Source organism: Mesorhizobium sp. NPDC059025 (assembly GCF_042739655.1).
Taxonomy (GTDB): domain Bacteria; phylum Pseudomonadota; class Alphaproteobacteria; order Rhizobiales; family Rhizobiaceae; genus Mesorhizobium.
On record NZ_JBHYIM010000003.1, the window covers coordinates 630024 to 649393 of the forward strand.

The 19370-nt window shown below is 63.5% G+C and carries 17 protein-coding genes and 1 riboswitch; of the genes, 9 read left to right on the top strand and 8 right to left on the bottom strand.

The annotated features are described in order from the left end of the window. The first annotated feature begins 7 nt into the window (after positions 1-7). The 3 genes from minD (at position 8) to ACFWYE_RS10965 (ending at position 1371) form a co-directional block, all read left to right on the top strand. The gene (gene minD / locus ACFWYE_RS10955; RefSeq protein ID WP_129414378.1) at positions 8-823 is read left to right on the top strand and encodes a septum site-determining protein MinD; all 816 of its coding nucleotides are present in this window, start codon (positions 8-10) and stop codon (positions 821-823) included. Further along, positions 820-1098 (top strand): cell division topological specificity factor MinE, encoded by a 279-nt coding sequence (gene minE / locus ACFWYE_RS10960; RefSeq protein ID WP_379068999.1) that lies wholly within the window; start codon positions 820-822, stop codon positions 1096-1098. Before minD ends, minE begins: the two co-directional genes overlap by 4 nt. Before the next feature lie 96 nt (positions 1099-1194). Next, a complete protein-coding gene (locus tag ACFWYE_RS10965) occupies positions 1195-1371 on the top strand; it encodes a hypothetical protein (RefSeq protein WP_165358217.1) in 177 nt (58 codons plus the stop codon). A gap of 102 nt (positions 1372-1473) precedes the next feature. On the opposite strand, the gene ACFWYE_RS10970 is transcribed toward ACFWYE_RS10965, so the two are convergent. Then, positions 1474-2190 carry a dienelactone hydrolase family protein gene (locus tag ACFWYE_RS10970; RefSeq protein WP_379111334.1) on the bottom strand — a complete coding sequence of 239 codons (717 nt, stop codon included), beginning with the start codon at positions 2188-2190 and terminating at the stop codon, positions 1474-1476. A gap of 155 nt (positions 2191-2345) precedes the next feature. On the opposite strand from ACFWYE_RS10970, the gene ACFWYE_RS10975 reads away from it, so the two are divergent. The 6 genes from ACFWYE_RS10975 (at position 2346) to ACFWYE_RS11000 (ending at position 11269) form a co-directional block, all read left to right on the top strand. Beyond that, on the top strand, positions 2346-2948 hold the full coding sequence (locus ACFWYE_RS10975; protein ID WP_379111335.1) for an ANTAR domain-containing response regulator: 603 nt from the start codon (positions 2346-2348) through the stop codon (positions 2946-2948). Then, complete coding sequence (locus tag ACFWYE_RS10980; protein ID WP_379069005.1) at positions 2945-4174, top strand: CmpA/NrtA family ABC transporter substrate-binding protein; 1230 nt, start codon at positions 2945-2947, stop codon at positions 4172-4174. Before ACFWYE_RS10975 ends, ACFWYE_RS10980 begins: the two co-directional genes overlap by 4 nt. A 339-nt stretch (positions 4175-4513) precedes the next feature. Then, on the top strand, positions 4514-5809 hold the full coding sequence (locus tag ACFWYE_RS10985) for a nitrate/nitrite transporter (RefSeq protein ID WP_379111336.1): 1296 nt from the start codon (positions 4514-4516) through the stop codon (positions 5807-5809). A 20-nt stretch (positions 5810-5829) separates the two neighbouring features. After that, positions 5830-8280: a nitrite reductase large subunit NirB gene (gene nirB, locus ACFWYE_RS10990; protein WP_379111337.1), complete on the top strand. Its 2451-nt coding sequence runs from the start codon at positions 5830-5832 to the stop codon at positions 8278-8280. After that, the gene (nirD, locus tag ACFWYE_RS10995; RefSeq protein ID WP_379069014.1) at positions 8280-8615 is read left to right on the top strand and encodes a nitrite reductase small subunit NirD; all 336 of its coding nucleotides are present in this window, start codon (positions 8280-8282) and stop codon (positions 8613-8615) included. Before nirB ends, nirD begins: the two co-directional genes overlap by 1 nt. Before the next feature lie 8 nt (positions 8616-8623). Then, entirely contained in the window at positions 8624-11269 is a 2646-nt protein-coding gene (locus ACFWYE_RS11000; protein WP_379111338.1) for a molybdopterin-dependent oxidoreductase, read from the top strand. A gap of 36 nt (positions 11270-11305) precedes the next feature. On the opposite strand, the gene ACFWYE_RS11005 is transcribed toward ACFWYE_RS11000, so the two are convergent. The 7 genes from ACFWYE_RS11005 to ACFWYE_RS11035 all read right to left on the bottom strand — a co-directional run bounded on the left by ACFWYE_RS11005 (position 11306) and on the right by ACFWYE_RS11035 (position 19291). Next, on the bottom strand, positions 11306-13384 hold the full coding sequence (locus ACFWYE_RS11005; RefSeq protein WP_379111339.1) for an ATP-dependent helicase: 2079 nt from the start codon (positions 13382-13384) through the stop codon (positions 11306-11308). Positions 13385-13564: 180 nt separating this feature from the next. Continuing rightward, positions 13565-14065: a flavin reductase gene (locus ACFWYE_RS11010; RefSeq protein ID WP_379111340.1), complete on the bottom strand. Its 501-nt coding sequence runs from the start codon at positions 14063-14065 to the stop codon at positions 13565-13567. Positions 14066-14201: 136 nt separating this feature from the next. Continuing rightward, positions 14202-15236, bottom strand: coding sequence for a methionine synthase (locus ACFWYE_RS11015; RefSeq protein ID WP_379111342.1), 1035 nt, complete (start codon positions 15234-15236; stop codon positions 14202-14204). 27 nt (positions 15237-15263) lie between these two features. Further along, the gene (locus tag ACFWYE_RS11020; protein ID WP_379111423.1) at positions 15264-16247 is read right to left on the bottom strand and encodes a DUF1852 domain-containing protein; all 984 of its coding nucleotides are present in this window, start codon (positions 16245-16247) and stop codon (positions 15264-15266) included. 163 nt (positions 16248-16410) lie between these two features. Continuing rightward, positions 16411-16626, bottom strand: a riboswitch (cobalamin riboswitch). 135 nt (positions 16627-16761) lie between these two features. Then, on the bottom strand, positions 16762-17664 hold the full coding sequence (locus ACFWYE_RS11025) for an AraC family transcriptional regulator (protein ID WP_379111344.1): 903 nt from the start codon (positions 17662-17664) through the stop codon (positions 16762-16764). 81 nt (positions 17665-17745) lie between these two features. Beyond that, entirely contained in the window at positions 17746-18135 is a 390-nt protein-coding gene (locus ACFWYE_RS11030) for a hypothetical protein (protein WP_379111346.1), read from the bottom strand. A gap of 181 nt (positions 18136-18316) precedes the next feature. After that, positions 18317-19291 carry a GlxA family transcriptional regulator gene (locus tag ACFWYE_RS11035; RefSeq protein WP_379111348.1) on the bottom strand — a complete coding sequence of 325 codons (975 nt, stop codon included), beginning with the start codon at positions 19289-19291 and terminating at the stop codon, positions 18317-18319. Between the last annotated feature and the right edge of the window lie 79 nt (positions 19292-19370).

Sequence of the window (19370 nt, forward strand, 5' to 3'; positions counted from 1 at the left end):
GAGGTCAATGGGCAAGGTTATCGTGGTGACATCGGGCAAGGGCGGCGTCGGCAAGACCACGTCCTCGGCCGCGCTGGGCGCCGCTCTGGCGCAGAACGGCGACAAGGTCGTCGTCGTCGATTTCGACGTCGGCCTGCGCAATCTCGATCTCGTTATGGGCGCGGAACGGCGCGTCGTCTACGACCTCGTCAACGTTATCCAGGGCGAAGCGAAACTGACCCAGGCGCTGATCCGCGACAAGCGCGTGGAGACGCTTTACCTGCTGCCGGCCTCACAGACGCGCGACAAGGACAATCTGACGCCGGAGGGCGTCGAGAAGGTGATCGCGTCATTGAAGAAAGCTTTCGACTGGGTCATCTGCGACAGCCCGGCCGGCATCGAACGCGGCGCCACCCTTGCCATGCGCCATGCCGACATCGCCATCGTCGTGACCAATCCGGAAGTCTCCTCGGTACGCGATTCCGACCGCATCATCGGCCTGCTCGATTCCAAGACGCTGAAGGCCGAAAGCGGCGAGCGCATGGAAAAGCACCTTCTGCTGACGCGCTACGATTCCAACCGCGCCGAGCGCGGCGACATGCTGAAGGTCGATGACGTGCTGGAGATCCTGTCGATCCCGCTGCTCGGCATCATTCCCGAAAGCATGGATGTGCTGCGCGCGTCCAACCTCGGTTCACCGGTCACGCTGGCCGACGAGAACAGCGCGCCGTCGCGGGCCTATTTCGACGCGGTGCGCAGGCTGCGCGGCGAAGCACTGCCGGTCACCATCCCGGGCGAGAAGCGGGGCTTCTTCGGCAAGCTCTTCGGGAGGAAGGCGGCATGAACCTGTTCCGGTTTTTCTCAAAGACGCAGTCTGCGCCGGCGGCGCGCGAGCGTCTGCAGGTGCTGCTCGCCCATGAGCGTGCCAGCGCCGGCGGCTCAGACCTTGTCGCCAAGCTCAAGGACGAAATCCTGCGTGTCATCTCCAGGCATATGCAGATCGACCAGGACAAGGTGAGCGTGAAGATGGAGCGCGGCGAGCAGGTCTCGACGCTGGCCGTCGACGTCGAGATCCCGTTCAACGCTGTCAAGGCAGCCGGCAGGAAGAAGGCGGCCTGACGAGCTGCCTTCGACAGGTATTTAAGGGGCATGGGGGACGGACAGCGTCGGTGCCGGCTACGGCATCGCACGGAATATCAGCAAAGGAGCTAGACCATGACCCGTATTTCGCTTCTGGAACGCTTGAAGGAACTCCAGCAGATGCCGCGCTACCAGGGCCGCGACATCACCACCATCAGCGCGGTGCTGTCGAACCAGGCGCTGGCCAAGCACATCGAGGTCTGCGAGCAGGGCGCCGGTCTCGCGCCGCGTCCGCAAGGCCAGGCCGCATAACCCAGACCCGCTCCCACGTTACCGACATCGCCCCATTCCCGCCCGGGTATGGGGCTTGTTGTTTCGCGGCGCGCCAATGCGCGTCGCGATTGTACGACATGCCTAGAGGCGCTGGTTCAGAAGCCAGTCCCACAGCTTGCCGTCGCTCAACGCCGCCGCCTCGACGGCCGAGTGATCGACGCCTTCGAGCACGCTCAGCCGCACATCGCGCTTGAGACCTATCAGCCGCTCATAAAGCACCACTGCGTCCGACAGCGGAATGACATCGTCGTCCGTGCCGTGGAATACCCAGAACGCGGCCTTTTCGTTCGTCCTGCTGAGATAATGGCGGTTGCCGCCGCCGGCGATCGGGACGACGGCCGCGAACCGTTGCGGAAACTGCTCGGCCAGCGCCCAGGCGCCGAAAGCGCCGCGGCTGTAGCCGATCACGTAGATCCGGCTGCGGTCGACGCGGTGGCTGGCGATGACTTCCTCGAGCGCGGCGTCCACCTTCTCGATCGGATAGAGCAATTCCTCGCTGGGGTTCTGCGGCGAGAAGACGAGGAACGGAAATTCCTTGCCGCCTTCGATCAGCTTCGGCAGTCCGCTCCGCCGGACCTTCTCGATGTCGCTGCCGCCCTGGTCGCCGCCATGCAGCCAGACGACGAGCGGATATGCCTTGCCGGAGGTTTCATAGTCCGAAGGGGTGTAGAGCAGGTAGGCAAGGTCGGCTTGGATGGTGGCCTTCGACGTCTGCGCCGCCTGGCCGGCCAGCGCCGTCTTCGGGATTGAAAGAGCGGCCGACGCGAGCGCAACAGCCAGCAGCAACGATCGAAACATTATCCATCCTCCACAACGCTCAACGCCTCCCACCCCGCCATCGACCATATTTTGCCGGTGAGGTCGACACCGCCGCGAAGCGCGCCGGTCCGGCTTTCCAGGACACCGGCTTCTATTTTTGTTGCATTGCAGCAAATGCGCGGCAAAAGTGGCGCATGCTCGGCAGTGCACTCCGCATCCTCGTCATCGATGAGAACCGTATCCGCGCGGCGATCATCGAGGCCGGGCTGCGCGAGGCCGGCCACGCCGAGGTCACGCTTGTCGACGACGTGACAGGCATCGCCGCCCGCATCGCCACGCTCCAGCCGGACGTCATCGTCATCGATATCGAGAATCCCAACCGCGACATGCTGGAAAACATGTTCCAGCTGTCGCGCGCCGTGAAGCGGCCCATCGCCATGTTCGTCGACCGTTCCGACACCGCTTCGATCGAGGCCGCGGTGGATGCCGGTGTCTCGGCCTATGTCGTCGATGGCCTGAAGAAGGAGCGGGTCAAGCCGATCCTCGACATGGCGATCAGCCGCTTCAACGCATTTTCGCGGATGGAACGCGAACTCGAGGAAGCGCGCACCGAATTGCAGAGCCGCAAGACGGTCGAGCGCGCCAAGGGCATCCTGATGAAATCGCGCGGGCTCTCCGAGCAGGAAGCCTATGCGCTGCTGCGCAAGACCGCGATGAACCAGAACCGCAAGATCGGCGATGTGGCGCAGAGCCTGGTCACCGCTGCCGGCCTGCTGGGCGCAGGAGATGATCAATGAGCCGGGTCTGTCAGATATCCGCGGGTTTCCTGCCGCTGCTCGACAGCGCCGTGCTGGTTGTGGCGCGAGAGCTGGGCTTTGCGGCCGGCGAAGGCATCGATCTCCATCTCACCCGGGAGAATTCCTGGGCGAGCATCCGCGACCGCCTGGCCGTCGGTCATTTCAACGTGGCGCATATGCTGGCGCCGATGCCTATTGCCTGCAACCTCGGCCTGACACCGCTCGCCGCGCGCACCATCGCGCCGATGGCCCTGGGGCTCGGCGGCAATGCGGTCACCGTCTCGCGTGCGCTCTGGCAGGCGATGCTGGCGCAGGGCGCGTCGCCGAATCTCGATCCGCGTTCCACCGGGGAGGCGCTGGCCGCGGCCGTGGCGCACCGAAAGGCCGTCGGCGAGGCGCCGCTGCGTTTCGGCGTCGTGCATCCGCACTCTGGTCACAACTATGAGTTGCGCTATTGGCTCGCCGCCTGCGGCGTCGATCCTGAGCGCGACATCGAGATAGTCATCGTGCCGCCGTCTTTCATGGCCGACGCGCTCGGCGCCAGGCGCATCGACGGCTATTGTGTCGGCGAACCCTGGAACACGGCGGCGGTGGCGAAAGGCGTCGGACGCATCGTCACCACCAAGGCCGGGATCTGGCGCTCCAGCCCGGAAAAGGTACTGGGTGTCGCGGCCGAATGGGCCGAGGAACAGCCAGAGGCGCTCTCGGCGCTGTTGCGGGCGCTCTATCATGCCGCCGTCTGGTGCGGCGACAGTGGCAACCGTGGCGAGCTGGCTGAACTCATGGCAAGGCCAACCCATGTCGACTGTCCCGCCGAATGGCTGAAGCCGGCGCTCGCCGGGCTCATCCGCACCGGCGATGGCGGCGAGGTTTCGACGGCGGATTTCTTCGTGCCGCAGGCCAAGGCTGCAACCTTTCCCTGGAAGAGCCATGCCCTCTGGTTCTACAGCCAGATGGCCCGGTGGGGTCAGATCGAGGCGACCCGGGCAAACGAAACCATTGCGCGCGAAACCTATCGTCCCGACCTCTACCGTCAGGCCCTGCGCGATCTCGGCGTGGCGCTGCCAGGGGCCAACGCCAAGGTCGAAGGCGCGCTGGTCACCGAAACGCCGGTCGGTTCTGCCGGCGCCAGCCTGGTGCTCGGGCCGGACGGCTTCTTCGACGGAGCCGTCTTCGATCCCGACCATGTCGAGGACTATATCCGGGGCCAGCTTCCCGCCGGATGAAGGCGCAGGCAATCTTTCGCACTGCATCATTTTTGTGCATTGCGATATCCTGTATGCCGGAAGTTTTGCCAGCGCTGCACGACGCCGATTTGGGCCCGGCGCCGAATTTCTTTGATTCCGTTGCATAAAATTCCGCCGGCCAAAACTGGCACGCATCCTGCTTTGTAACAGTCGAGGCCCAGGGTTGGGCCACGACTTCCGCGTCCAACGACGGGCGCATCAGGCAAGGCTGCCGTTCAGGTCACCACGCGATCCCGGATGTACGGACGCGCGGCGACCTGTCCGGCAGCCTTTTTGTTTTCAACCGCACGGCGGCGCTTGCCGAATACGGAGCGAACAATGAGCGTATCTTCCCGACAAGGCCGCGATCCGGCGGCCACGCATGCACTGACCCTGTCCACGCTGTCGTTCACGGTGTGCTTTGCCGTGTGGACGATCTTTTCCATCATCGGCATCCGCATCAAGCAGGAGCTCGGACTCTCGGAAACGGAATTCGGCCTGCTGGTCGGCACGCCGATCCTCTCCGGCTCGCTTGCCCGCATCGTGCTGGGCGTATGGACCGACCGCTTCGGCGGTCGCCTGGTCTACACCGCCACCATGCTGGCGGCGGCGCTCGCCACCTTCCTGCTGGCGTTCGCGCAAACCTACCCTCAGATGCTGGTCGCCGCCCTCGGCGTCGGCCTGGCGGGCGGTTCCTTCGCCGTCGGCGTCGCCTATGTCTCGCGCTTTTATCCCGCCGAAAAGCAGGGAACCGCGCTTGGCATCTTCGGCGTCGGCAATGTCGGCGCCGCCGTCACGAAGTTCCTGGCTCCCTTCGTGATGTTGGCGCTCGGCTGGCAGGATGTGGCGATCATCTGGGCCTGCGTGCTCGGCCTCATGGCGTGTTTCTTCTGGTTCAGCGCCGAGGATGATCCGGTGATCCGGCAGCGGCGTGCCACCGGTGCCAATCCGCCGCGCAACTTCCGGGCCGAGTTCGAGCCCTTGAAGGACGTGCGCGTCTGGCGCTTCGGACTCTATTACTTCTTCGTCTTTGGCGGCTTCGTCGCGCTGGCGCTCTGGCTGCCGCGCTACCTGATAGGCGTCTACGGCTTCGACATCGCCACCGCCGGCATGATGGGGGCCGCCTATTCAATCCCGGGATCCATCTTCCGCGCCTATGGCGGCGTCCTGTCGGACAGGATCGGCGCGCGCATGGTGCTCTACTGGACCTTCGCGGTTTCGGCGGTGTGCTGTGCGGTGCTGGCTTTGCCGGCGGCCGATTTCACAGTGCGCGGCATCAGCGGCCCGGTCTCCTTCCATATCGAGATCGGCTGGATCGCCTTCATCGCGATAGCCTTCGTGCTCGGCTTCTTCATGGCTGTCGGCAAGGCCGCCGTCTACAAGCACATCCCGGTCTACTATCCCGACAATGTCGGCGCTGTCGGCGGCCTTGTCGGCATGATCGGCGGGCTCGGCGGCTTCTTCCTGCCCATCGCTTTCGGTGTGCTCAACGACCTGACCAATGTCTGGTCGAGCTGCTTCATGCTGCTGTTCGTCATCGTCGCCGCCTGCCTTGCCTGGATGCATCTCGCCATCCTGCGCATGGAGCAGGCCCGCGCGCTGGCCGAACAGGCCGCCATCTCCCCAGCCGAATAGCCACGCGGAGCCTGGAGTTCATGACAGAAAAACTCGTCATCATCGGCAACGGCATGGCCCCGGGGCGCATGCTGGAGCACCTGCTCGAAGCCGCACCCGGTCGCTACCAGATCACCATCTTCAATGCCGAACCGCGCGTGAACTACGACCGCATCATGCTGTCGCCGGTTCTGTCGGGCGAGAAGGACTACGAGGAAATCGTCATCCACGGCGATGGCTGGTACATCAAGCACGGCATCGTGCTCTACAAGGGCCACAAGATCGTCGGCATCAACCGCGAAGCCAGGACCGTCACCTCAGACAAGGGCGTGACCGAGCCCTATGACAGGCTGGTCATCGCCACCGGCTCGGTGCCCTTCATCATCCCGGTGCCGGGCAAGGATCTGCCCGGCGTTCTCTCCTACCGAGACCTCGACGACGTCGGCGCCATGCTGCTCGCCGCCCAGTCGCGTGACAGGGCTGTCGTCATCGGCGGTGGCCTGCTCGGGCTGGAAGCTGCAGCCGGCCTGAAGGAGCGCGGCATGGACGTCACCGTGCTGCACGTCATGCCAACCCTGATGGAGCGCCAGCTCGACCCGGCTGCCGGCTACCTGCTGCAGAAGCAACTGGAGGCACGCGGTATCACGGTCAGGACCAGGGCCAACACCCGGCAGATCGTCGGCGACGGCAAGGTGCAGGGCGTCGAGATCGACACCGGCGAGATCATCCCGGCGACGCTGGTGGTGATGGCGGTCGGCATCCGGCCGAATGTCGGCCTCGCCAGGGAGGCGGGGCTGGAGGTCAATCGCGGCATCGTCACCGACGACCGCATGCAGACTTCCGATCCGGACATCTTCGCGCTGGGCGAATGCGTCGAGGTCGACGGACGCGTCTATGGCCTCGTCGCGCCGCTCTATGAAATGGCCAGGGTGGTTGCGGCGGAGCTGGCGGGTGCCGAAGAAAGACGCTTCGTGCATTCCGACACGCCGACCAAGCTCAAGGTCACCGGCATCGACCTCTATTCGATCGGCGATTTCGCCGACGGCGAGGACCGCGAGGAGATCATCCTGCGCGATGCCACAGCCGGCATCTACAAGCGGGTGATCCTGCAGGACAACAGGATCATCGGCACGGTGCTGTTCGGCGAGACGGCCGATGGTGCCTGGTTCAACGATCTCAAGAAGAAAGAAGTCGACATCTCGCAGATGCGCGACACGCTGATCTTCGGGCAGGCCTTCCAGGGGGGCGCTTCCGCGGACCCTCTGGCGGCCGTTGCGGCTCTGGCGGATGATGCGGAAATCTGCGGCTGCAACGGCGTCTGCAAGGGCAGGATCGCTGCCACGATCACGGAGAAGGGGCTGGCTTCGCTGGACGACGTGCGCGCCCACACCAAGGCGTCGGCGTCATGCGGCTCGTGCACCGGCCTCGTCGAGAAGGTCATGGCGCTGGTGCTGGGCGACACCTACAACCCGGCTGCGATACAGCCGATGTGCAGTTGCACCGACCTTGGCCATGACGAGGTGCGGCGGCTGATCAGGGCCAAGGGCCTCAAGACCATCCCGGCGCTGATGCAGGAGTTGGAATGGAAGACCTCCTGCGGCTGCGCCAAATGCCGGCCGGCGCTCAACTATTATCTCGTTGCTGACTGGCCCGGCGACTATGCCGACGACTATCAGTCACGCTTCATCAACGAGCGCGTCCACGCCAACATCCAGAAGGACGGCACCTATTCGGTGGTGCCGCGCATGTGGGGTGGCGTCACCTCGGCGGCCGAGCTGCGCGCCATTGCCGACGTGGTCGACAAGTTCGCCATCCCGACGGTGAAGGTCACCGGCGGCCAGCGCATCGACATGCTGGGCGTCAGGAAGGAAGACCTGCCCGCGGTATGGGCCGATCTCGGCCAGGCCGGCTTCGTCTCTGGCCATGCCTATGCCAAGGGTTTGCGCACGGTGAAGACTTGCGTCGGCACCGACTGGTGCCGCTTCGGTACGCAGGATTCGACCGGCCTAGGCATCCGCATCGAGAAATTCATGTGGGGTTCGTGGACACCGGCAAAGGTCAAGATGGCGGTCTCCGGCTGCCCGCGCAACTGCGCCGAGGCGACCTGCAAGGATGTCGGCGTGATCTGCGTGGACTCCGGTTACGAGATCCATTTCGCCGGTGCCGCCGGCCTCGACATCAAGGGCACGGAGGTACTCGGCCTGGTCCGCAGCGAGGATGAGGCGCTGGAGGCGATCGTCGCGCTCGTGCAGATGTACCGCGAGCAGGCGCGGTATCTCGAGCGCATCTACAAATGGGCAAAACGTGTCGGCCTCGATGAGATCCGCCGCCAGGTCATGGCCGATCCCGACAGGCGCAAGACCTATTTCGAACGCTTTGTCTTCAGCCAGAAATTCGCGCAGGTCGATCCATGGTCCGAGCGTGTCTCGGGCAAGGACAAGCACGAGTTCCGGCCGATGGCCGAGACGGATTTCAGGGTTGCTGCGGAGTGATGAAGATGGACTGGCTGGATATCGGCGTGCTCGACGACATTCCGCTGCGCGGCGCGCGCTGCGTGAAGACCCGGAACGGCAGGATCGGCGTCTTCCGTACCCATGACGACCGCGTGTTCGCCATCGAGGACCATTGCCCGCACAAGGGCGGGCCGCTGAGCCAGGGCATCGTGCACGGTGCGGCGGTGACGTGCCCGCTGCACAACTGGGTGTTTTCGCTGGAAACCGGCAAGGCGCTCGGCGCGGACGAGGGGGCGGTGAAGACGATTCCGGTGCGCGTCGAGGACGGGCGCATCGCGGTCGCGCTCGGCGCAATGCTGCAGGCAGCAGAGTGAACCTGCACATGAGCGGCACTGAAGTGAGAACCACCTGCCCCTATTGCGGGGTGGGTTGCGGCGTGCTGGCCAAGCCCGGCGGCGAGGTCCATGGCGATCCCGGCCATCCCGCCAATCGCGGCAGGTTGTGCTCGAAAGGATCGGCGCTTGGCGAAACCATCGGCCTCGACGGGCGATTGCTTCATCCGGAAATCGCCGGCAGGCGAACGGACTGGGACACGGCGCTCGACCTCGTCGCCAGCCGGTTCCAGAACACCATTGCCGAGCACGGGCCGGATTCGGTCGCTTTCTACATTTCCGGGCAATTGCTGACAGAGGACTACTACGTCGCCAACAAGCTGATGAAGGGGTTCATCGGCTCCGCCAACATCGACACCAATTCCAGGCTCTGCATGGCATCGACGGTTGCCGGCCACCGCCGCGCCTTCGGCGAGGATGTCGTGCCCGGGGTCTATGAGGATTTCGACGAAGCCGACCTGGTCGTGCTCACCGGGTCGAACACCGCCTGGTGCCATCCCATACTGTATCAGCGCCTGCTGGCCGCCCGCAAAGCCCGCGGTACCCGCATCGTGGTGATCGACCCGCGCCGCACCGCCACGGCCGAGGAATGCGACCTGCACCTGGCACTCGATCCCGGTGCGGATGTATTGCTGTTCAACGGCCTGCTCGCGCATCTGGCGCGTGCCGGCACGCTGGACAGGGACTACATCGCCGCAAGCACGACAGGGGTAGATCAGGCTTTGGCACTGGCTGCGGCCGATGCGCCCACCGTCGAGCACGTGGCGCAGGGTTGCGGCCTGGCGCCGGCCGATGTCCGCTTTTTCTTCGAGCTCTTCTCGGTCACAGAACGGGTGGTGACGGTCTACAGCCAGGGCGTGAACCAGTCGGCGCATGGCACCGACAAGGTCAATGCCATCATCAATTGCCACCTTGCGACCGGCCGCATCGGCAGGCCCGGCATGGGGCCGTTCTCGGTGACCGGACAGCCGAACGCGATGGGTGGCCGCGAGGTGGGAGGGCTCGCCAACCAGCTCGCCGCCCACATGAATTTCGACAGTGGGGAGGATGTCGAGCGTGTCGCACGCTTCTGGAACGCGCCGGAGCTCGCGACCAAAGCCGGGTTGAAAGCGGTCGATATGTTTCGCGCCGTCGGCGATGGCCGGATCAGGGCGCTCTGGATCATGGGTACCAATCCCGCCGTGTCGATGCCGGATGCCGGCCGCGTGCGCACGGCGCTGAAGGACTGCGACTTCGTCGTCGTCTCCGACGTGGCGCGCACCGACACCACCCGTTTCGCCGAGGTGCTCCTGCCCGCCGCCGCCTGGGGCGAGAAGGACGGTATGGTCACCAATTCCGAGCGCCGGCTTTCGCGGCAGCGGCCATTCCTGGCCATGCCGGGCGAGGTCCGGCCCGACTGGCGCATCATCTGTGACGTTGCTGCCCGCATGGGCTTCGGCGCGGCCTTCGATTTTGCCGGTCCAGCCGCGATCTTCCGCGAGCACGCCGCACTGTCCGCCTTCGAGAACAAGGGCGAGCGGCTGTTCGACCTCGGCGCGCTGGCCGGCATGCCGGACGCGGACTATGAGACATTCGAGCCCCGGCTCTGGCCGGCGCGTGATGAACGGACGGCGGGCCGCCTGCTGGGCGACGGCAGGTTTCCGACCGCTGACGGCCGTGCGCGTTTCATCGCCGTGCGGCAGGAGGGCGTGGCGCTGGCAGTCAGCGCCGGGCATCCGCTGACGCTCAACACCGGCCGGCTGCGCGATCAGTGGCACACCATGACGCGGACCGGTGCCGTGCCACGATTGATGGCGAACACGCCGGAACCGATGCTCGACCTCAATCCGCTCGATGCTGCAGCCGGCGGGCTGGCCGACGGCGATCTCGCGCATCTGTCGACACGCTATGGCTCCGCCCGCGCCAGGGTCCGTATCACCGACGCGCAGCAGCCCGGCCAGGCGTTCCTGCCCATGCACTGGAGTGGTCATTTCGCCGCCAATGCCGGGGCAGGGGCACTGGCGACGCCGATCACCGATCCGTATTCCGGCCAGCCGGAGCTGAAGAGCGTACCGTTGCGCATCACGCGCGAGGAGATCGCCTGGGCGGGCGTTCTGATCACACGCCGCAATCTGCGGCCCACCGGCTTCGTTCACTGGAGCCGGTCGGTCGTTGCCGGCGGCTGGGTCTACGAACTCTGCGGCACCGAGACGCCGGACCAGGGCATCCTGCTGGCACGCGGCCTGCTCGCCACGCCAGACCATCTCGTCGAATATCGCGATCGCAAGGGCCTGACCTATCGGGCCGCGGCGGTGGACGAAACCGGCGCGCTGGCCGAGGCGCTGATGGTTGCTCCGAAGGGGCAACTGCCGGCACGCGACTGGCTGGTATCACTGCTTGGCAGCCGGGAGCAACTCACCCCGGCCGACCGCCAGGCCCTGCTGTCGGGTCGCTCGCCGGCAGCCACGCCGGCAGCCTGCCGCATCGTCTGCTCCTGCTTCAATGTCGGCGTCAACCAGCTGGCCGACGCCGTTTCCGCCGGCTGCCGCAGCCTGGAGGCCATCGGCAGGGAACTCGGCGCCGGCACCAATTGCGGCTCCTGCCGCTCCGAGATCAGGACCATCATAGGGGCAGGCCGGGTCGAGGCCGCCGAATGATCACAGGGGCGCCCGGCGGCCGTGAGCGCCGGCTGACTACTTCCACATCGACCGCATCTTGCCCTTAAGGTCAACGCTGGTGCTCGGCCGCGCCGACTGCTCGTCGCGCAGCGCCTGGCTTGTCCAGGACGTGAGCTGGAAATGCTGCAGGATGTGGGACGGGATGAAGCGCGTCTTCGATGCATAGACATGCCTGTCGCCGCGCGCGACCTGGCTGGAGGGGTAGAAACGCTGCGGTACGATCAGGTGCAGGGAATCCTTCGCCCGCGTCATCGCGACGTATAGCAGGCGGCGTTCCTCTTCCAGTTCCTTGCGTTCGCCGGCGCTGAGATCGATCGGGATGCAGCCGTCGACGGCATTGAGCAGGAACACCTTGGTCCATTCCTGGCCCTTGGCCGAATGGATCGTCGACAGGATCAGATAATCCTCGTCGAGAAGCGGCGGGCCGGCTTCGTCGCTGGTTGCGCTGGGCGGGTCGAGCGTCAGGTCGGTCAGGAAGCGGTCGCGCGACGGATAGCCGGACGCAATCTGCTCGAGCTGCAGGAGGTCCGCCCGCCGCACAGTCGCGTCCTCGTGCTTGCGCTCGAGATGCGGCTCGTACCACAGCCTTGCCCGCTCCATCTCCGACGGCCAGCCCGGGCCGCGACGCAGGTCGCAGAACAGATCGACGAACAGCGGCCAGTCCCTGGCGGCGCGCGCCGGCGGCGCGAAACGCGCCAGGCCCATCTCGAGGTCGAGCGACTGCTCCATGCTGTCGATGGCTTGCGTCGCAGCCGACGGCCCGATGCCTGGCAGAAGCTGCATGACACGGAAGCCGGCAATGCGGTCGCGTGGGTTCTGCACGAAGCGCAGCACGGCCAGCACGTCCTTGACATGGGCCGCGTCGAGGAATTTCAGCCCGCCGAATTTCACGAAGGGGATGTTGCGCCGGGTCAGCTCGACCTCGAGCGGGCCCGAATGGTGGGATGCGCGAAACAGCACCGCCTGCTGCTTGAGCTGGGTTCCGGTCTCGCGTTCCTTCAGCACCTCGTCGCAGATGTAGCTCGCCTGTTCGGCTTCGTCGCGCACGGTGACGATGGCCGGCTTTTCGTGCGAGGCGCGGTCGGTCCACAGGTTCTTGGTGAAGCGTTCGGTCGCCTCGCCGATGACGGCATTCGCCGCATTCAGGATCGCGTCGGTTGAACGATAGTTGCGATCGAGCGTGACCACATCGGCAGGCGCCGGAAACAAGGTCGGGAAATCGAGGATGTTGCGGACTTTCGCGGCACGGAACGAATAGATCGACTGGGCATCGTCGCCCACCACCGTCAGGCCGGCCCCGTCCGGCTTGATTGCCGTCAGGATCGAGGCCTGCAGCCGGTTGGTGTCCTGATATTCGTCGACGAGGATGTGGTCGAAGCGCGACGACAGATGCGCGGCGATGTCCGGTTCCGCCGCCATCTGCGCCCAGTAGAGCAGCAGATCGTCGTAATCGAGGATATTCTGCCGCTGCTTGGCCTCGACATAGGCGCCGAACAGCCGTTTCAGCTCCTCGCTCCAGCCGACGCACCAGGGGAAACAGTCGGCGACGACCTTTTCCAGCACGTCCTGCGCATTGACCACGCGCGAGTAGATCGCAAGGCACGTCGCCTTGGTCGGAAAGCGGTTCTCGGTCTCCGAGAAGCCGAGATCGTGCCGGACCAGGTTCATCAGGTCGGCGGAATCCTCGCGGTCGTGGATGGTGAAGCTCGGCTCGAGCCCGATCTCCAGCGCATAGTCGCGCAACAATCGCGCGCCGATCGAATGGAACGTGCCGGCCCAGGTCAAGCCTTCCGTCAGGCTGGCGGCGCGATCCTTCATCACCTCGGCGGCGATGCGCTCGACACGCCTCGTCATCTCGGTCGCGGCGCGGCGCGAGAAGGTCATCAGGAGGATGCGACGCGGATCGGCGCCGCGCACGATGAGATGCGCCACCCGATGGGCGAGCGTATTCGTCTTGCCTGAGCCGGCGCCGGCTATGATCAGCAGCGGTCCGCAAACCGCGCCGTCGCCGTGCAGGACCGCTGCCCTCTGGCCGTCGTTCAGCTTGGACAGATAGGCTGGGTCCTCGATCGAATCACGGATTGCGATGTTCATGCGGCCATGAAGCATCGTTTCCGTTTCGTTCGCAATGGCCGCGGGCCGCCTTGCGGCCTGGGTTACGCCAGCCTGCTCGGCAAGCTTCCCATGCGCGTCTCCAGCGGGGAGCGGAGAAACGCGGCCGATTTGGGAACTGGCACTCGGGAATGCTGGTATAGGGCTAGCCAACGTATCAGGCTAGCCGTTGAGGTAGCGACGCATGCAATAGAGCAGCGCTGCCTGTTCCTCGTTCTCGCGGACGTCTACCACGCGCCCGAATAGGACACGGTGGGTTGCCTCATCGACGGCATTGCTGAGTTCGCATTCGAAGCTGACCGAGGCGTCTGTCAGGACGGGAACACCCGTAAGACCTTCTGTCCATTCGCCAAGTGCAAATCGGTTCACCACCAGTGTCTTTCCGCCGAACGCGTCGGAAAGGTCCTCGTGGCCCGGCATCAACGTGTTGACGCAGAAATAGCGTGCGTTTTCGAAAGCATGAAAACATGAGCTCGCACGATTGATACAGACGAGCAGTGTCGGCGGGGTATCGCTGACGCTGCAGACAGCGGAGGCCGTAAAGCCGTAGCGCTTGCCGCCGGAATTGGTGCTGACGACATTGACCGAAGTGCCGAGGCGCGACATCCCGTTGCGAAACGTGGCTCTGTCCACAATGCCGAAGCGATGCTGCATCACATTCATTTTGATCTCTCGGGCGCGTTCGGAGCGGGCAAACCGAGGCGCTCGCGCAAGGCCGCCTGTCTCCCCGCGGCGGGAACGGCAAGGCATGTCCAGTCAGTCGACGGCGTCGCGTGGCTGTCTGGACGTGCCCCGGTCGTCAGGCCCGGGCTGTGAGTTCTTTTCGAACGATTTCCGCGCCTGCACTCAAGGCATTCAGCTTGCCTCTGGCTACTCGACGGGAGAGGGGGGCCATGCCGCAATTGGTGCAGGGGCACAGTTTGTCGGCATCGACAAACTGAAGTGCTCTTCGCAGAGTAGCGGCCACTTCCTCCGGCGTCTCGATGGTATCGCTTGCCACATCGATGGCCCCGACCATCACTTTTTTACCGCGAACAAGTTCGATGAGATCCATTGGAACGTGAGAGTTGTGGCATTCCAGGGAGATCATGCCGATGCTGGATTTCTGCAGCTTGGGGAAAGATTCCTCATATTGCCGCCATTCCGACCCGAGAGTCTTCTTCCAGTCTGTGTTGGCCTTGATGCCATACCCGTAGCAGATATGAACGGCAGTTTCGCACTTGAGCCCTTCGATTGCCTTTTCCAGGGTGGCAACACCCCAATCGTTCACCTCGTCAAAGAAGACATTGAATGCGGGCTCATCGAACTGGATGATATCGACGCCGGCAGCTTCCAGTTCCCTGGCTTCCTGATTGAGGATCTTGGCGAATTCCCAAGCCAGCTTTTCGCGGCTCTTATAGTGATTGTCAAAGAGCGTATCGATCATGGTCATCGGACCCGGCAGAGCCCATTTGATAGGCTGCCTGGTCTGCCGGCGCAGGAACTTGGCGTCTTCAACGAAAACCGGCTTTTGGCGCGACACTGCGCCGACGACTGTCGGGACGCTCGCATCATAGCGATCCCGAATTCTGACGGTCTCGCGTTTTTCGAAATCAACCCCGTCCAGGTGCTCGATGAACGTCGTGACGAAATGCTGGCGCGTCTGCTCGCCATCGCTGACGATATCGATGCCTGCCTGTCTTTGATCGTCAAGTGACAAACGCAAAGCGTCCTGCTTGCCTTCGATCAATTCCTCATCCTGCAGTTTCCAGGGTGACCAGAGTTTCTCCGGCTGGGCCAGCCACGAGGGTTTTGGCAAGCTGCCGGCGGTTGACGTGGGCAACAGTGTTTTCATGATGGGCAGCCTTGTCTTTTTGGTTGGTCAGCGAACGCGATTGGCGGACCACTGCTCGAGGATGGACTTGTATGGTTTGATGAAGTGCTCCTCGGCGAACTTTCCCTGCTCGATCGCCAGCCGGCTACGCTCTTCCCGATCGTAGACAATTCGGGTCAATGAATAATCCTGGTGTTTCAGACTTGGCTGGTAGCACGCCCCCGCCGACGAGTTGGCGTTGTAGATCTCGGGTCGATAGATCTTCTGAAAAGTCTCCATCGTACTGATGGTGCCGATCAGCTCAAGATTGGTGTAGTCTGCAAGCAGGTCGCCGACAAAATAGAAAGCCAGAGGCGCCACGCTATTCGATGGCATAAAATAGCGGACCTGCATTCCCATTTTCTGAAAGTATTGGTCCGTCGAAGACAATTCATCTTGCCGGTACTCAACGCCCAATACAGGGTGCCGATTTTCGGTGCGGTGATATGTCTTGCTGCTTGAAGCGCTCAGACATATGACCGGAGGCTTGGAAAAATGCTTCTTGTAGGCATCTGAATTCAGGAAACTTTTGAACAGGTTTCCATGCAGATCTCCGAAATTGTCCGGGATGCTGAATTCCGGGCGGTTCTTGTTGTGCTCCGGCAGCAATACGCTGAAGTCGTAGTCTCGCACGTAGGAGGAGAAATTGTTCCCAACAATACCTTGGATCCGCTCGTTCGTCTTTCGGTCAACGATGTTTGTTTTCAATATTTCAATTATCGGGAAGGCATTGTTGTTGTCTTCGGCGCCAATAATCATCTCAACCGAAATGATTTCGAGTTCGACAGAATAACGATTGCCCTTGGGGTTATCCCAATGCGCCAGGGCGTTGAAACGATTGTCGATCATCCTCAGGGCATTGCGCAGGTTTTCCTGTCGGTTCTCTCCTCGGGCCAGATTGGCGAAATTGGTCGTGATACGCGTGTTGTCCGACGGGCTATATTCCTCGTCAAAACGAATACTCTTGAGGCGAAACGTAAAGTCGTCACTCATTGCGACCTGCCGGCGATCGACAAGGGACAGGCGGGGGTTGGCGACTTGAATTTTGGTTTGAGACACGACTTACCCCAATGAGTTGGGGGCATGGGTCAGCGGACACATAGCAAGGCGGTCCGCTACGCGGCCTCCGCTACGGCACACCGGGACACCCCGCCCGTGGACGTTTTTTCGTCAAGGCAGGTCTCCTGGCTCGCGGGTCATCGCTTCTGTCCGTCTTCCCAGGGTTCACCCCAGTGACATTCTGGACGTCAGCTCACCGCTTACAGTTGCGGGGGCAGCTTCGGCTTTCCCGAATATGACGGGGCACCAACTTCCCTCTTAGCCCCGGCGCGTTGCACGCAACGATCGGGGAACCTAGACGCCTTCACCCTCCTGCAATTGTCAGATGAAGTCAATAGCGCATAAAGAAATGTTTATATCTTTATCGCGTGCGTCGGCGTCGGATTTGGCGGCTCAGACGCTGTCCCGGTTCCACCCTGCTTGTCGTGCAGTTGCACGGAGCGTCACATCACGCCGGCCGTTTCTTCAGCGGGATGATGTTCGGCGCTGCCCCAGCCTCGGCGGCGTCGTGGCCAACCGCTTCGCCGCGGGCAAGCGTCCTTCGCGTATTTCCCTCGGCAGGGCCCGTGGCAACGTCCTCGAAATAGCGCGCCGGGGTTGTTCCCAGCATGCGCTTGAACATGGAGATGAACGCGCTGACGCTGTCATAGCCGAGATCGCCGGCGATGTTGGTGACCGACTGGCCCTCCCCAAGACGCCGCAACGCCAGGCCGATGTGAAGCTGCTGTCGCCAGCGCAGGAACGACATGCCGGTTTCCCGTTGGAACAGTCGGCTCAACGTCCTGTTGCTGGCGCCGATGCGGGCGCCCCATTCGTCGATCGTGAAGCGCTGGTCCGGGTGCTCGATCATCGCCCTGGTCAGCCGCTGAAGCCTCCTGTCGGTCGGCATGGGCAGATGGATCGGTTCCAGCGTTGCGGTCGCCAGTTCGTCGAGCAGCACGGCGATGAGCCTGGCTTCGCGTTCGCGGCCCATCGCCGCCGGCGGCGTCGCGCAGTCGAGCCGCAGGATGAGCTCGCGCAGGAACGGCTGGACGAACAGGATGCCGCAATCCGGGTCGAGCGCAGCGGCCAGATCCGCATCGATGTAGAGGTTGAGGATCTTGATATGCCCGGCGACGCGACCGGCATGGGAAACACCGCTCGGTATCCACATGGCGCAATGCGGCGGGACGGTCCAGAGCCCGCCGGCAGCCTGCATCGTCAGCACGCCGCCGATGACACACATCAGCTGCGCCTTGTCATGATGGTGGGGCTCTGTCTCGCCGACGAAAGTCGTTTCGGTGATCAGGCTGAAAACGGGGCGTGGTACGTCATCCACTTGCCCGAAGCCGTGTATTTGCGGAAAATTCACCCGCTTCTCCTGATCCCGGATCAGCCAAACCGATAGCGTATCCCAAACCCGTGCGGCATGTCATCGAGGCCCTGGAGGAGCCTATGATCCGGCACGCGCCTCGAGCAGAAGAAGCATGCCTCTCGCCGCCGCTCGCCTCTCGTCGGTCTCGAAAAGAACGGAAAAGCCGAACGCCTTGCTCGCGGTCGCCGCAGCCAGCCGCACCGCCGCGCTGGCGGGTTTTTTCCCCTCTATCACGATCATGGCGCGGCAATACTTCCTGAAACGATCCCTGGTCCGTTTGAAGAACAGGGCCTTTTCCCTGCGCTCTTCGGCCGTTTCCGTGTCATGGTCGTCCGGTGAATGATCGGTGATCAGCACGAACGGTGCCTGCCGGTTCAGAAGCGCTTCGAGCTCGGCGAGAATCGAAGCAGGCGACTGTCCTTCCTCCCGCGCGAAGACAAGCGGGAAGCGCGTATCGTCCAGGAACATTGATTTGTTTCCTTCCGCAGACCGGGTCGATCGGCAAGCCTTTCCGAGGGGCTAACTGGCGGCAACACCGATATCCCAAGCATGCCACGGCGGCGTTCAGGCTGCTCTCGCGCGTCTGCCAACAAATCCCGCGAACCCGCCATTGCGGTTTCGCGCGGACTTTCCCGTCAGATATGGCCCGTCAGATATGGATTGCCGCCGTCCGCAGCTCCGACGGGCTCTGGCCGTGGAACTTCTTGAAGGTCCTGGCAAAGTGCGAGGCGCTTTCAAATCCCGCTTCCAGGGCGATCTCAAGCATGGAGGCATCGGTGTTTGCGACAAGCGCCTTGGCATGGATCAGCCGCACGCGCTTGTAGGCATTGGCGGGCGACATTCCCGCCTTCTCCTTGAAAAGGCGCTCGAGCTGGCGGCGGCTCACCCCTACCTGCCGCGCCAGCTGCGTGATCGGGATGCGGTCATTGATATGCTGCTCCATCGCCAGAAGCGTCGCCTTGATACGGACGTCTTCCGCCTCGTCGGCAAATGTACGCCTCGCCTGCAGATGGAAGGGGGAGCGGGCGTGATCGATCTGGAGGACTTCCAGCGCGTTGCGTTCGGCATCCTCGCTGATGTGGCTGCGCACGATGAGCGCCGCCATGTCGGCGGCGCTGCTGCCCCCGGCGCACGAACCCCGGTTCTCATCGAGATGGAAGATCCTGTCCGAGCGGACGACATGGTCGGGAAACCGGTCCTGGAAGTCGCGCGCATGGAGCCAGCTGACACAGCACTCGTGGTTCTTCATGAGTCCGGCATCAGCCAGGATGAACGTGCCGGTGCACAGGCCGATGAGCGGTACGTTTGCTGCTGCAACGCGACGCAGATAACGCGTGGTCTCGGCGTCGACGGGCTCCTCCACATTGAGCAGTCCGCCGACCACCACGATATGGCTGAAATGAGCCGGGTCGACGAAACCGGACGTTGGAACGACCTGCACGCCGCAGCTCGATTTCACGGGGTTCTTCGAACTTGCCAGCACATGCCAGTCCGCACTGACGCGGCCCGACCGGTCAAGCTCGTCGCTTGCCAGCCGCAGCGTGTCGATGAACAGCGCGAAGGCCGACAGGGTGAAAGAGCGGCCGAGGATAAAACCCACGCGCAGCTTTGCCGGGGAATTCATGGATCTTTCTCCTGGCTCGAACACAATCCGGCAGCCTCCCGTTCCCATCGGGAAGAGGCGCAGGCCATCGGTTCTCCCA